13 protein-coding genes and 1 tRNA gene are annotated in these 14,296 nt (G+C 57.5%); 1 reads left to right on the top strand and 13 read right to left on the bottom strand.

What is annotated here, in order from left to right; translation table 11 throughout:
• The first annotated feature begins 30 nt into the window (after positions 1-30).
• Positions 31-116, top strand: a tRNA-Leu gene (locus ACXAET_RS07930).
• Between the two features lie 139 nt (positions 117-255).
• On the opposite strand, the gene ACXAET_RS07925 is transcribed toward ACXAET_RS07930, so the two are convergent.
• The 13 genes from ACXAET_RS07925 to ACXAET_RS07865 form a co-directional block, all read right to left on the bottom strand.
• A complete protein-coding gene (locus ACXAET_RS07925) occupies positions 256-930 on the bottom strand; it encodes a DnaJ domain-containing protein (RefSeq protein WP_475183577.1) in 675 nt (224 codons plus the stop codon).
• Entirely contained in the window at positions 930-1,685 is a 756-nt protein-coding gene (locus ACXAET_RS07920; protein ID WP_475183575.1) for a vWA domain-containing protein, read from the bottom strand. Before ACXAET_RS07920 ends, ACXAET_RS07925 begins: the two co-directional genes overlap by 1 nt.
• Positions 1,686-1,877: 192 nt before the next feature.
• Positions 1,878-2,675 (bottom strand): pyrroline-5-carboxylate reductase family protein, encoded by a 798-nt coding sequence (locus ACXAET_RS07915; protein ID WP_475183574.1) that lies wholly within the window; start codon positions 2,673-2,675, stop codon positions 1,878-1,880.
• A 47-nt stretch (positions 2,676-2,722) separates the two neighbouring features.
• Positions 2,723-4,189 carry a M81 family metallopeptidase gene (locus ACXAET_RS07910; protein ID WP_475183572.1) on the bottom strand — a complete coding sequence of 489 codons (1,467 nt, stop codon included), beginning with the start codon at positions 4,187-4,189 and terminating at the stop codon, positions 2,723-2,725.
• 16 nt (positions 4,190-4,205) lie between these two features.
• Complete coding sequence (locus tag ACXAET_RS07905) at positions 4,206-5,060, bottom strand: alpha/beta fold hydrolase (RefSeq protein WP_475183570.1); 855 nt, start codon at positions 5,058-5,060, stop codon at positions 4,206-4,208.
• A gap of 94 nt (positions 5,061-5,154) precedes the next feature.
• Positions 5,155-6,153, bottom strand: coding sequence for an ABC transporter ATP-binding protein (locus tag ACXAET_RS07900; RefSeq protein WP_475183569.1), 999 nt, complete (start codon positions 6,151-6,153; stop codon positions 5,155-5,157).
• The gene (locus ACXAET_RS07895; RefSeq protein WP_475183566.1) at positions 6,150-7,136 is read right to left on the bottom strand and encodes an ABC transporter ATP-binding protein; all 987 of its coding nucleotides are present in this window, start codon (positions 7,134-7,136) and stop codon (positions 6,150-6,152) included. Before ACXAET_RS07895 ends, ACXAET_RS07900 begins: the two co-directional genes overlap by 4 nt.
• The gene (locus ACXAET_RS07890; RefSeq protein ID WP_475183565.1) at positions 7,136-8,014 is read right to left on the bottom strand and encodes an ABC transporter permease; all 879 of its coding nucleotides are present in this window, start codon (positions 8,012-8,014) and stop codon (positions 7,136-7,138) included. The genes ACXAET_RS07895 and ACXAET_RS07890 overlap by 1 nt, the downstream gene beginning before the upstream one ends.
• Positions 7,995-8,939: an ABC transporter permease gene (locus ACXAET_RS07885; protein WP_475183563.1), complete on the bottom strand. Its 945-nt coding sequence runs from the start codon at positions 8,937-8,939 to the stop codon at positions 7,995-7,997. The genes ACXAET_RS07890 and ACXAET_RS07885 overlap by 20 nt, the downstream gene beginning before the upstream one ends.
• A 54-nt stretch (positions 8,940-8,993) precedes the next feature.
• A complete protein-coding gene (locus ACXAET_RS07880; protein WP_475183562.1) occupies positions 8,994-10,553 on the bottom strand; it encodes an ABC transporter substrate-binding protein in 1,560 nt (519 codons plus the stop codon).
• Between the two features lie 87 nt (positions 10,554-10,640).
• Positions 10,641-11,333 (bottom strand): helix-turn-helix domain-containing protein, encoded by a 693-nt coding sequence (locus tag ACXAET_RS07875; protein ID WP_475183560.1) that lies wholly within the window; start codon positions 11,331-11,333, stop codon positions 10,641-10,643.
• 125 nt (positions 11,334-11,458) lie between these two features.
• The gene (locus tag ACXAET_RS07870; RefSeq protein WP_475183558.1) at positions 11,459-13,498 is read right to left on the bottom strand and encodes an oxidoreductase; all 2,040 of its coding nucleotides are present in this window, start codon (positions 13,496-13,498) and stop codon (positions 11,459-11,461) included.
• Positions 13,495-14,157 (bottom strand): helix-turn-helix domain-containing protein, encoded by a 663-nt coding sequence (locus tag ACXAET_RS07865; protein WP_475183556.1) that lies wholly within the window; start codon positions 14,155-14,157, stop codon positions 13,495-13,497. Before ACXAET_RS07865 ends, ACXAET_RS07870 begins: the two co-directional genes overlap by 4 nt.
• Between the last annotated feature and the right edge of the window lie 139 nt (positions 14,158-14,296).

Below are 14,296 nucleotides of genomic sequence, written 5' to 3'. Positions count from 1 at the left end.
TTGGGGCCCGGTTAAGGCCTGACACGCTTTGCCCGCGTGGTGGAATGGTAGACACAAGAGACTTAAAATCTCTGGGCCGAAAGGCCGTGCCGGTTCGAGTCCGGCCGCGGGTACCACACTCAAACAGAACGAGAATCGCAATTTTTTGTTTGCGGTGTGAACCGTTGGGCAAGCGCGCCAAGCGCATCCACGGCATATCGCACGGTCGCCCGGCCACGCGCTGGGCAACGCACCTTCTGAGTATGCGAAAACCCCTTAATTTTGGTCGCCAAGCAGAATATTTCTTGCTTCGGTAATTTGCGCTGTCAACGCAGCTGAGCCGCCTTGATCAGGGTGTACGCGTTTAATCAGCCGGTTGTACGCCTCGCGGATTTCTTCGGCGCTGGCACCCGCATTCAGGCCAAGAATCTGGTACGCCTCTTCCTTGCTGAGCGGGTGCAAGTTTTGGGGTCTGTCTTCGTCGGTGTAAGAGCGCCAATCGGGGTGTGCATTATCAAGGTAAGCTTCAAGCAATCGCTCTGTTTCGTCATCATCACCGACTGCCGCGTGCAGATACATCAGTTCTGTGAGGTCGAGGTCTGAAAGCAGCTGGCCCTCGTGTTTACCGGTCAAAATCCGCCCGTCTATCTTTCCTGACTGGTGGTCAAGCGTCATTTCCAGTCGCGCCGAGCGAACCTGTGATGTCCGCGTTTTGCTGGTTCGGCCCAGCGACGATCCTTTGAGCAAAACCAAACTGATCCCCAGGATTATGAGTGGCGCTGCAAGCGCAAAAGCACGTGTGGTTACCAGCGCCACACCAATCGCGATCAACGCAAAACCCATCGCCCTTTGCGCACGGCTGCCTAAGATAGACCGGGCCGCGTTCATCAGAACCCATAGCAAAAACGCTAATCCGACAGCACTGGCGACAACGGTCAGGAATGGAGGCATCAGCGCATGTCTGACAGTAGTTGTTTGGCCTGCGAGTTATCAAGCGACTCCAACGCTTTTCGACCGCCAGCCGCATATGTGGCAACCGCAACAAGAAGCGCCTTCAATTCATCGGCCGACCCTGCGTTAAACGGCAGGTAGACACCCCCGGTTAGCCGCGCGATTTCGCGGAACGCGACTGCGGCTGTTGGGTCAGCGCCATCATGAAATGCAAACACCTTTACACCGTTCAGGCGCAATTCACCGGCCAGCCCACACAGCTTGTCCACGTCCTCTTCCATTGAGTCGCCGACATATACCAAAGCGGTCAAGGGCTCTTGCTCAGCCATTTTCTTGGCATGCATAAAAACCTTGGCAATCTGGGTCAAACCGCCCCGGCAATCTATTTTCTCCATCATCGCGCGCAAGCTGTTTGCGTCATTGACCCACCGAGAGGCGCGGGCTTCCTGATTGCCGCGAAAATAGACAAGCTGCACAGACAGGTTTCCGACTGCCTCAGCGGCAGAGAACATCTCGCCCTGAAGGGCGCAGGCCATGTCCCATGTCGGCTGACGGCTCATGGTTGCATCCAACGCAAAAATCATCCGCCCGGGCGATGCGGACTGCGTCGCGGCCAGCTGTTTGGCCTGAAACAGGAAATCGCTGATCTCCGTTTCAGTTGACTTGCGCTCAGCCGGAAGGTCGGTTTCTTTCTGACGTGAAAGGTCGTTGCGTTGCATCACACTAGGGTATTTGTTGCGGGCGATTCTGTACACCTTTTGAGCGTTCTGAGGCAGTGCAGGTGTTCAATTACCCCAGTCTTCAGCTCTTTCGAAGAATGTAAGGTCGACGACACTGAAGGCAAGCCTCGCGCAGGATCAATTGTTCTGTCACGCGAAGCGGTTTTTGGACCGTTTTACGAATGGTGTAATTCTGCGCGGGTGTGCGGTATACCCAAGAGCGCACTGTCAGCCGATGTCTCTGACCCGCGCAACAGCTGAATCGAGACCTTCAGCGATGGTTTCGGGAATCAACAACTGCTGCATCGCTTCGAGGCCGGCGGCGGTGGTCCCTGCATAGTCGATCATCCACTGTACATGCTCTGCGGGTGTCATAGGGTCTTCGGATAGCATTGTACCGGATGCAAGAAAGAGCTGGCGCACGGCCCGATCAGCGATCTCGGGCTTGATGCCCCGCGATGTGGCAAAATCAACCATGGCACTGGCAAACAATGCAACAAATCCTGGCACAGGGCCGGTCAGAGCGGTGAAAACCTCAATATCAGTTTCATTTTCGACCTCATCGGAAAGGCCGCATGTGGACAGCACAGCTTGGGCAAGATCGCGATCCCGGTCTGTTATTGCTCTGCTGGCATACCAGGGAGAATAGGCCAGCTTGTCTTTGGCTGCGGGGCTGCTCATGGCGCGGATGACACGAGAAGATCCCGTGAGCCGGATAAGCTCCTCCACCGTTGTTCCGGCCATGACGGATAAGATCAGTTTATCCGGGGCCTGAATGGAAATCTGGTCCTTGAACGCCGGAGGAACTGACAAAATAACCATATCACTGGCCGAGGCTAGTTTCTGATTATCGGTCGTGACATTTACGCCAGGGTGGGTTTCAAACCCTTCGGCCTTTCCGCTGCGGTTCGACAACCAGACGTTTTCGGCAGATACAAGGCCGCTGTTCAGAATGGCCTGCGCGATTGTGCGCCCCAACATACCGGTGCCGCCAATTATCCCAATCTTCAAGCTTTCAATCGGCATTTGCCTTCACCTCCGGGACGATGCGATTTGGTTTCTAAACAGCTGGGCTATCGGTCTCGATTAATCCGAACGCCCGGCCGTAAGTTTGAATAATGTGTGCTCTCCAGTAAACATGGGAATTGTCCGGGCGATGCGCACAGCAAGATCTCTTGCGCGATGGGCTCAAAGTCTGCGCGGAAATGCGCCGTGCTTTTGACGCACAGGATTTTGGCGTGTTCCGGTTCCAGATCGAAATGGCGAAACTGGGCCAGATCGAGGCATTGATTGCGGATGCTGGTGACAATGATCTGAATGTTTGTTCCAACAATCTGTAGCGCTGCGGACGGGCCAAGCGTCGCGATGCCACCGCCGTACATCTCGCCTGTATAGGTGCACAGACCATCGCTAATTCGGTGCACTTTGACCTGTGCCGACACTGGGCCAGAACCCTCGCTGCGCCCGCCGATTTCGGCGTGAAACTGCGCGCCTGTTCCGGCCTTCTGGGCCTTGGCGGCCAATGCGGGGTCATAGATCAGCCCCATAAGGGTAGGCGGGGCATTCTGCCGCAAAAGCTCTTGCAGAATCCCGGTTGTATCTGACGATGCCCCGGCGCCGGGGTTGTCCTGCACGTCTGCGATAACAACAGGGCGCCCGTTTGGGGCCTTTCGTGCGTGTCTTACCGCCTCGGCAGGAGAAAACAGATGGCTATCAAAATCCTGTTCAGCCTTCTTGAGTTGCTCCGCCAGAGTATCGGCGATTGCACTGGCTTCGCTGGAATCAGGTCCGTAGGCTATGATCGAAGGACCTGCATCAGCAATATCCGAGGCAGTAAAACCAAGTGCAAGCTCTGCCAAACGCGTCCCGCATCCGTCGAAATCACTGAGCGCTTGGTACAGGGCCCGAGCCGGCCCCGCATTTGTCTGCTGCGCGTGGAGCGGGATCAGATAGTCGCCCTGCCGCCATTTTTTCTGCGGACGGCCGTGGTGGCGGATGGCCATAAGCATCCGATAGGCACGTGCACCTGTTTCGGCCATGTCCAGATGCGGATAGGTGCGATAGATCGTCAGCGCGTCAGACAGATCAACCATTTTCTGCGAGATATTCGCATGCATGTCCAGGCTGGCGACCAGAGGAATGTCTGGTCCGATGACATGCCGGACCCGCTGTAGCAGTTCACCTTCGCCATCGTCGTGGGTTTCGGTCACCATCGCCCCGTGCAGATCCAAGTATACCGCATCCAGTTGCCCCAACTTGATGATCGTTTCTGTAATTTGCCCTGCTATGGCGTCGAACGCGTCGTCCGTTACTTTGCCGCCCGGCTCGGCGGCGCACCATAGTATCGGATATACGCTGTCTTTTGCAGCGGCCCGAGCGAAGCCTGCGATAGGTAGGTTCATGCCTTTTGTCGTGTCCAGCACCTCCTGTCCGGTCAACAGCGCGGGCCAGCTGTCGGCTTGCTCAAAATCCTGAAGTGTTGTTGGTGTGGAAACGAAGGTATTGGTTTCGTGCTGAAATCCGGCAATCGCAAGTCTCATGGCGTGGCGGCAATTATCAGCAATGTGCCAGTTCGGCTGTCAGGATTTCCCGCAACTTTGCCGCGACGATCTCGGGTTTATGCCGCGTCATCGAGACGTGCCCCAATCCGGGAATTTCATGAAATACGCCGTTCGGTGCGAGGTCGGCAACCACCTTGCACATGACCGGTGCGGTCTGAACGTCCTCGGAAAAGGCGATGACGTGCATCGGTACTGGGCAGGTCCTAAGCCCCTCACGACAGTCGAAGTCAAGGCAGGCCTCCCATTGATCGATGGTTGCCTGCGGATCGCGATCCCGAAAACGCTCGGTATACGAGGTTTTGATTTGGTCCCACAGCTTGGGCTCATGCAGGGCTTTGGCGGGGAAGGCATAGACGGCGTAATGCGGTGCAAGGAAATAGTCGGGCAGGGTGATCCCGTCTTTGCGCAAGTCAATTTCGGCCTGCATCCAGTCGCGTGTGAACCCGTCGATGTAGGCAGATGTGCCCATTGGAATGGCAAGTTGGACCTTGTCGGGAAAATTTATCGCGGTCTGCTGCGTCACCAAACCTCCCAGCGACAGACCGCAGACCGCGGCCTGCCCACCGGCGAACGCATCGATTACGGCGGCGCAATCGGCGGCGTAGTCATTCATCGTCCAGGGCGGCGGCGGAGACTTGGTTTTGCCCGCGCCGCGAGGATCATAGGTGATACATTTAAAGCTGTCGGACAGGCGTGAGAACTGTTCCGAATAGGCTTCGGCAGTTTGATCCCCGCCGGGAACGAACACAACGGGCAGTCCTTCGCCTTGCGTGACAACCCGCATTGTGACGCCGCCCGTCGTCAGCTGATGTGTCTGGGCCTCTGGTCCGAATTCTAGAAAGGCTGGCATCGATGTTCTCCCGTTGATGCAGCTGCATTTGACGAAGTCACAGTTCAAATGCCGGGTTTCGTGATGTTCGCGTGGTGCGGTGTTCGCATATCGGTCAGGCGGTCCTTTCCTGCAGATTCGGTGGGCGCGCACCGGGGGACAGCGGGAAATGGCAGGCGATAGCGCGCCCGTCCGACACGTGCCGCTGGGGTGCATCCGAGCTGCAGCGTGCCTGCGCCCAGGGGCAACGGGTGTGAAATTCGCACCCCGCCGGTCGAGCAAGCAACGACGGGACCTCGGCAGGCAAGGTGATCCGATCATGGGTTTTGTCCGGATCGGGTTCCGGATTGGCCGACAGGAGCGCGGCAGTATAGGGGTGTTGCGGCGCGCTAAAGACCGCTTCCGTGTCACCGGCCTCGACGAAACGGCCCAGATACATGACGGCAGTGCGGTCGGCGACGTGGTGAACCACGTGCAGGTTATGGGTGATGATGACCATGGCAAGACCCAGCCGCTCGCGCAGATCGTTCAGCAGGTTCAGAACCTCACCTTGCACGGACACATCCAGTCCTGCTGTGGGCTCATCCGCGATGATCAGCGCCGGGTCCAGTGCAATGGCGCGTGCAACGCCAACTCTGCGGGCTTGCCCGCCGGATAGCTGGTGGGGAAAACGCGAAGCGAAACTTGTTGGCAAGCCCACCAGTGTCAGCAGGCGCTCGGCCTCGTCCCGCAGATTGCGCCCGCCGCTGCCGTGTATGCGAAAAGGCTCGGTGACGAGGTCACCAACCGTCATGCGTGGGGACAAAGACCCGACCGGGTCCTGAAACATCATAGACATGCGCCGTCGCACCGGTTTCATCGACTTGCGGTCCAGCCCGTCAATGCGTTGATCCTCAAACGTGATTGCGCCTGCGCTGATTTCTTGAAGGCCATTTACAGCCCGCGCCAATGTCGTTTTGCCTGACCCGCTTTCCCCGACCAGGGCAAAGGTTTCGCCACGGTTGACCTCAAAGCTCACACCGGCCACGCCAAGGATCGCGTTACGGCGTGCCAACCCGCCGACCGGGAATGAGACCTGTACGTCCTCGACCTTGAGAATGGGATCGCTGCTCATGCTGTTGCTCCGGTCTCAACAGGGCTTATGGCAACGAAACAGCGCGCAACGTGGCCGTCGCCGATGGCCTCCTCTGGCGGGGGGGCAGAACAGGCATCGCGAACGTGATCGCATCGATTGGCAAAAATGCACCCTGCCGGCCGGGCGCGCAAATCGGGGATTTCACCGGGGATTGTGGGCAGGTGACGGGTGCGTTCACTCTGCCGCGCCGGGTCGCATTCCAGCAGCCGCGCGGTGTATGGGTGGCGCGGGTCATGGAATATCTGCCGGACAGTGCCGCGTTCGACAACTTCGCCCGCGTACATAACCACCACGTCGTCACACAGCTCGGCGATAACGCCGAGATGGTGCGAGATGAACATGACTGAACAGCCAATCTTTTGCTGCAAGTCCCGCAGCAACTCAATTGTCGTCACTTCCAAGGTGGCATCCAGCGCCGTTGTGGGCTCGTCCGCGATCAACAAGGCAGGTTCCATCATCAAGGCCATGGCAATAGCGATCCGCTGTTTCATTCCGCCCGAGAATTGATGCGGATAGCGCGCCAGCGCCGCGCGGGCATCGGGAATACGGACCAGTTCCAGCATTTCAACCGCCCGCGCGGTTTTCTCTTCTTTCGAAAGGGCTGATCGGTACTGGATGTTCAACATTTGCTTGCCGACAGAGATCACCGGGTTCAGCGCGCCCATCGGGTCCTGAAACACGGTGGCAATTCTGGGGCCGCGCAGGTCGCGCATGCGCGATGGGGGCAGAGCGGTCAGCTCATCCTGTCCTTCAAACAGGATCGAGCCACCGTCGATGCTGCCATTGTCGGCCAGAAGACCAAGGATCGCATTGATCAGCGTCGATTTTCCGCAGCCGGACTCGCCCACGATGCCTACGATCCGGTTTTCCGGCACATCGAAGCTGACATCCTTCAACGCGTGCAGCGGTCCGGCTTCGGTTGAGAAGCTGACATTCAAGTTGTCTATGCTCAGCGTGGTCATTAGCGTCCTTTCAGCCGGGGATCGAACACGTCCCGCAGCGTCTCACCCAGGAAGGTAAAACCCAACGTTGTGATGATGATCGGCACGCCACCCGCAATCGCGATCCAGGCGGTATCGCGGATATTGGTGAACCCGTCATTCAGGATTGACCCCCAACTTGGGGTAGGAGGGCGAACGCCGAGGCCTAGAAAGCTCATTCCTGCTTCGATGCCGATGACGACAGGGATGTCCATCGATGCGAGAATAACCAACGGGCCGATCACGTTTGGCAGAATGTGCACCCGCAGAATACGTGCCGAGGACGCGCCCATGCTTTGTGCGGCTGTGACGTATTCCGATGTTTTTAGCGCAATGGTCTGCGTGCGGATGATCCGCGCATATCCCGGCACCGTCACCAGGACTACAACGACCATGACTGCTGTCAGGGACGGTCCCATAAGTGTTACCAGAGCAAGGGCCAGCATGACGGTCGGGAAACTCTTCATCGCGTCGAACAGCAGGATCATCAGGTTGTCCAGCCAGCGCGGCCCGTAGCCCGCGATCAGCCCGAGGATGATGCCAATCACCAGCGACACAGCGGTCGAGACCAGAGCGACAAACAGCGCGATCCGCCCGCCATGCAGCACCCGGGCAAACAGGTCCCGGCCTAACTGATCGGTGCCCATTAGATGATTGGCGCTTGGGCCTTGGAACCGGTCACGTGGGTTGATTTTCGTCGGGTCCCAACTGGTGAGCAGATCGGCAAAGACAGCGCCAAAGATCACGAACAGGACCAGAAACAACCCCAGCGCGCCCAGCGGTTCGCGCAGGATTTTGCGGATTGGGCGCCAAAGCTCGGCCATGCGCCCGGGGGCGGGGTTAGAAACTGCTTCTGACACGGGGATCCAAAGCTCCGATAATGAGGTCTGCTAACAGGTTGAGCAGAACAAAGAGGACGGTGGTGATCAGAACGGTGCCTGTCACGATGGGGAAGTTGCGGGTCAGGATGGCGTCATAGACCAGCTTACCGACACCGGGGCGGGCAAAAACGATCTCGGCAAAGACAGCCGACGACAGCATCTGACCGATACCCACGCCCAACAACGTGACCGTGGGCAGGATCGCAATCGACAAAGCGTAGCGATAGGTGATCGTTCGGTCCGGTAGCCCAAAGGCGCGTGCGGTTCGGATATGGCTGGCCTCAAGCACTTCGAGCATTGAGGCGCGGACCATACGCGCGATGTAGCCCACCCAGCCTAAACCGACCGCAAGTGACGGAAGTATAAGATGGGTCAATTGATCCCCAAGATTACCGGGCTCGCCAGCTCCGATGGCAGGTAGCCAGCGCAGTTCTACGGCAAAGATCAGCAGTGCATAAATTGCGATCACAAACGACGGGACCGCGATCACGGCCACGGAAAGAACACCAACAATCCGGTCGGCCCAACTGCCGCGACTGACGGCTGCCCAACATCCCAACGGAATGCCTAAGGCGACGGACCAGGTGATACCACCGACGATCAGGGCCAGAGTATAGGGCAGTTGTTCGAACACAACGGTTGTCACGGGGCGCCCAGACAAGACCTCATCCCCTAGATCGCCAGTCCAGGCACCGATGTAGAATTTCCAGAACTGAACCAGAACAGGTTGGTTCAAGCCCATTTTTTCCCGCAGGGCAGCGCGCATTTCCTCGGTCGCCCGAGGCCCCAGCGCAACCGAGGCCGGGTCGCCGGGGATCAGGTAGATCATGCAAAACAACAGGAACATGGCGACCGACACGATTGCTGCAGCCAGCCCAAGCCGTTTGAAGAAATAGCTTATCATACGCGCCCCCTATTGGCGTGCGGGCGGCGGTTGCACGCCGCCCGACTGCTTGGATCAGGCGGGTTTGAACAGCGGCAGCAGCGGCTCACCATTCGGTTTGAGGCCCGGGCTGACGGTGTCCTTGTGGATCAGACCGACAACCTCATGCGTCAGGAATACGTAGCAGCCGCTTTCATCCATGAGACCCTGCATCTTCTTGTAGATCTCATCGCGCTTGGCCGGATCGCTTTCGACCAAACCTTCTTCGTGCAGGGCCTTGTACTCTTCGTTGTTGAAGCGTTCCCAGTTCCAGACACCAACCTGCTCCGGGGTGAACCATACAGTCGCCCAGCTAGGATCAGGATTCATGGAGAACCGGCTGAGTACCAGCTGAAGGTTCATGAAGTAATCGCCGTCCTTTGAGCCCAACGTCCAAAACGTACCGCTGTCATTTTGCTTGATTTCGCAGGTGATCCCGACTTCAGCCAGATTGGCCTGAATGACCTGAGCAGCCGTCAGTCGTTCGGACTGGTTGAGGATATCCAATGTGACGGTCATGCCCTCTGCACCGGCCTCGGCCAGCAACTCGCGCGCTTTGTCGGGATCATAGTCATAGGTCACGCTGTCCCGGCTGCCGGGCAGACCCGGTGCAATGATGCCATTACCCACAGCGGCTGCGCCGAAATAGGCCGCATCAACAACGGTCTGCCGGTCAATCGCATGTTGGATCGCACGGCGGATACGGATATCCTGAAGCGCCTCGTTGTCTTGGTTCATACCCAGCCAGACATAGGCGAGCGAGGGTTTCTCTTCGACAACCGATCCCGCAGGCGGGTTCTCCTTAAGCCGCGGCAACGAAGACACTGAGGTCCAGGTGTAGTCCAGATCACCAGCCTCAAACCCAAGTTCGGCGGTCGAGGGGTCCTCGATTGGAAGGATGTGAATTTCCTCGTATCCGCCTGGCTCATACGCCCAGTCCGGATTGCGTTTTAACACGGTTTTCTGCTTTGGGACCCACTCCGTCAGGATGTACTGGCCGGATTGCGCCACGGGTTCGGACCCGATCTTGCCACCGATTTCGTCCACCGCTTTGCGCGATACAATGCAGGATGCCGGTGTCGGCAGCGTGGTCGTCCAAAGCGGTACAAATTTGTTTTTCAGGTGGATCAGACCTGAAAGATTGTCTTTTACTTCAACCTCTTTCAGGGCACTCCAATCACCAGCGTACGGGCTTTCGTTGGCAGGATCTGCGATCCGCTCGATCGAGAATTTCACGTCGTCGGCTGTCATCTGGCCGAAGCCGTCCGTAAAGCCGATGTTGTCACGCAGTTTAAAGGCGATGGTTAGGTCGTCCAACTGCTCGATGCTTTCAACAGCAACGGGACGCCAGTTCCATTCGTCACCCTGTTGGTTGGACACCAACGGAGCATAGATCGATCGCATGATGTCAGCTTCGGGCAAGGCCAGCCAGAAGGCGGGGTCCAGGATTTGCAGGTCACTATAGGATCGGATGGTCAAAACCGTGCCGTCCGCACTAACGGCCATGTGCGGAAAGGCAAGGCTGGCCGCGCCCAAGGCTCCGGCCCCGGCCAAAACAGACCGCCTCGATACATCTCCTTTGAAAATCGAACTCATTTGCTTACTCCCTGTTATCGTGTCCGGGCATATGCCCGGCTAGGTTGCTTGCGGGTCTGTGCCCGCCACTTCAGGTGCCAGCAGGTCTTATCCGTTCTTTTTCTTGTGTGACTGTGGCAGTTGTTCTGCAGCGCCAAGGGCCGAGAATCTTGGAATGATGACGGGCGAGTTCACCCAGATCATGCGGGCGGGTTGATCCGATACGTTGCGTAAAACGTGCAGGATGTCACCGGGAAAGCTAAAGCTGTCACCAGTGCGCAACGTGACGGTTTCATTCTCAAGCACCAACTCCAGCTCACCGTCCAGAATAACACCGTGCATCTCACCATCACGAGAGAAATACTGGTCGATGACTTGTTCCGAATAGGGGCGATAGTCCGAAACGCCCAAACAGAAACCACCGCCGATCGAGCTGGATAAAAGCTGATCGGAATAGCCCGATTGCTCGATTGGCTCGTCATACAGCAGGTTCAGATTGCGGCGATTGGCCTGTCGTACGACATAAGCGCGCTCAAGTGGACCAGAGCCGGGGCGGTGATTGAAAAACCATTCTTCAGCGACGCCAAGGGCTGCTGCGATGCGTGAGATCTTGTTCAACGACGCGCTGACCGTGCCGCGCTCGATCGCGCTGAGATGGCTAATCGAAACACCGCTGCTGTTCGCAAGCTCGGCCAGTGTCATCTGCCGGGCCTTGCGCAGCTGGCGCACTTCAGCACCGAAGGCGGCAAGACCTTCTTCGCTTGCGGTGCGGCTTTGTTTTTTAGATGCGCCCTGGCCCACGAATCCCTCACTTCGATTGCCGAGTTTCAGAAATGCTACGATAGTTTTTCTTTTTGGCAAGAAATTTTCACGTTTTTTCCTGTATCGAGAGTTTTCCGGCTGGTTAAGGCCTCGTTTTACGCAGATCACCACCGAATTCCGATCCGCAGCGCGTCATAGATGGCGGCGTGAATGTTGCGGGCGGACACGGCGTCACCAATCCGATAGAGGTCGAAAGTCGCGTCGGGGTTGGTTTGTGGAAACAGATCGCCCGCGCCAGAAGTTAGGGCGGCGTGGTCCACTTCGCCGCGGTTGCGCGACAGAGGCTTGAGGTCAAAGTAAAGATCGTCCAGTGGCAACGTGCCCTGATTGACAACCACCTGATCATAGGTCCTTTTTTCAACTAAATCCGAGTAATCGGTTCCAATGCAGGCCATTAGCTGATTGCCTAGTTTCTCAATCGACTTCAGCGTTCGGGCGACGGTGAAAACAGCCCCGGTTTTCTGCAATGTGCGCATGTAGGGCACAAGGTTCATAGCCATCACTTCCGGCGCGAAACTACGATCACGTGTCATGACCTCAACGCGGGCGCCGGTCGCAGCGATGATTTCAGCAGCCATCAGCGCGGGGTGGTCGCCTGCGTCGTCATAGATCAGGACGTTTTCACCAGGCTGAACATCGCCCGACAAGATATCCCACGCGGGAATGGCATGTTCGTTGCCCGTGTCAAGAATTGTCGTTTCCGGTATCCCGCCGGTTGCGATCACAACAATATCAGGCGACAGGGCCGTCACGTCTTCGACCTCAGCGAAGGTGTTGAAGTGGAATCTGACGTCTCGTGCAGCGCATTGTGCCATACGCCAGTCAATGATCCCGATCATCTCGGCCCGGCGCTTGGATTGCGCTGTAAGGCGCACTTGGCCGCCGGGCTCGGGGGCGGCTTCCAGAACGGTGACATCATGCCCACGCTCGGCAGCAACCCGTGCCGCCTCAAGCCCGCCGGGACCTGCGCCCACGATGACGGCGCGACGGGGCGTTTCCGCCGCAGGGATCACGTGCGGCATCGACAATTCGCGCCCGGTTGCAGGGTTGTGGATGCACAACGCCTCGCCAGCCTGGTAAATTCGGTCAAGACAGTATGTGGCCCCGACGCAGGGGCGGATATCATCTTCCTGACCGGCTTGTATCTTGGAAACGATCATCGGATCAGCCATATGCGCGCGGGTCATGCCGACCATATCCAAAAGGCCCGAGGCCACTGCATGCCGCGCCGTAGCCACATCAGGGATCCGAGAGGCGTGGAAGGTGGGCATCCCGATCTCGGCCCGCACGCGTCCGGCGAAATCCAGATGCGGCGCGCTTTTCATGCCTTGAACCGGGATCACATCTGTCATCGCCGGATCCGTATGAATGCGTCCGCGAATGACATTCAGGAAGTCGACTTGCCCGCCGTCGCGCAGTCTGCGGGCGATTTCAAGCCCTTCTTCCTCGGTGATACCGCCTTTTTCAACCTCATCCGCGGTGTAGCGAACGCCAACAATGAACTTGGGTCCGACGCGGTCACGGATTGCATCCAACACCATGAAGCCAAAGCGCAAGCGATCGTCGAGGCTGCCACCAAACGGCGCATCCATCGTGTTGGTCAGGGGTGACCAAAACTGATCCAGCAAGTGACCATAGGCCTGCAGTTCGATTCCATCCAAACCGGCAGCCTGCATGCGTTCAGCCGCGTCCGCATAGTCGGTCACAATGCGCTCAATATCGAAGTCTTCCATTTTTTTAGGGAACGCGCGATGCGCCGGTTCGCGATAGTGCGATGGCGAAACAGAGGGCAGCCAATCACCCTTGTTCCAACCGGTGCGACGCCCCAGATGGGTCAATTGAATCATCACCGCGCATCCATGAGCGTGGCAGGCATCTGCCAGTTCACCCATCCAGGGCACGACCTCGTCCTTGTAGGCCAGGATGTTGTTGAAAACTGGCGGGCTGTCGCGACTCACCGTTGCAGATCCAGCGGTCATTGTCATGGCAACGCCCGCTTTCGCGCGAACTTCATGATAGGCGCGGTAGCGCTCTTTGGGCATTCCGTCTTCGGGGTAGGCAGGTTCATGACTCGTGGTCATAATCCTGTTTTTCAGGGTCAGATGCTTTAGTTGATAAGGCTGCAAAAGGACATCGCGGTTCATGAGGAAGATTCTCTGTCAGACTGCTGTGGCGCGGCGACATCTTTCGGAATGACGACAGGTGAAACAGCCCAGATCAGCCGACAGGCCTGGTCCGTCCGATTGCGCGCGTGGTGCGGAATTCGTGCGTCAAAGCTATAGCTGTCACCGGCGCGCAGAGTGATGAACTCTTCACCGATCTGCATTTCTAACTCACCTTCCAGAACCAGCCCATGTTCTTCGCCTTCGTGCTTTTGCAAGGGGTCTTCAGGGCGTTCCGCATAGGGTGCGTAAACCGCCAAACCCATATAAAACTGCCCGCCAATCGAGCTGGACAGCAGGTGATCGGTGTATCCAAGCTCAGCCGCGTCCTGACCGTAAAGGGTGTTGAGTGCGCGGCGGTTTTGGGCGCGTACGACAAAGGCCTGTTCCATTGGCCCGGCCCCCGCGCGGCGGGCAAAAAACCAATCTGGGGTGACACTCAGCGCGTTGGCAATGGACTGCAAGACGTCGACCGAAGGCTTGGATACCCCGCGTTCAATCGCCGACACATGACTCAGCGAGATCCCTGCCTCTTTGCTGAGTTGTTTAAGGGTAAGCTGGCGCGCTTTGCGTAGTTGCCGCACCTCACTGCCCAGCGAAGAAATTGCGGATGGCAAGGCGACGACGTTGTCAGATGGCATATAGCTCTCCGGTTCTGCGCGAGTGGTTGAACTCTGACAAAATTAAAACCAGACTAGAATTTTTCTGTCAAATTCTATTTTCGAATGAATTTTCAGAACGTATTGCAAATCAGTCGTCGATTTGCACAAGTGAAAAAGA

This window comes from Ruegeria sp. AWH4_226, from assembly GCF_056159225.1.
The sequence above is the reverse complement of the archived record's forward strand: the minus strand, read 5'-3'. Positions and strand labels throughout refer to the sequence as shown.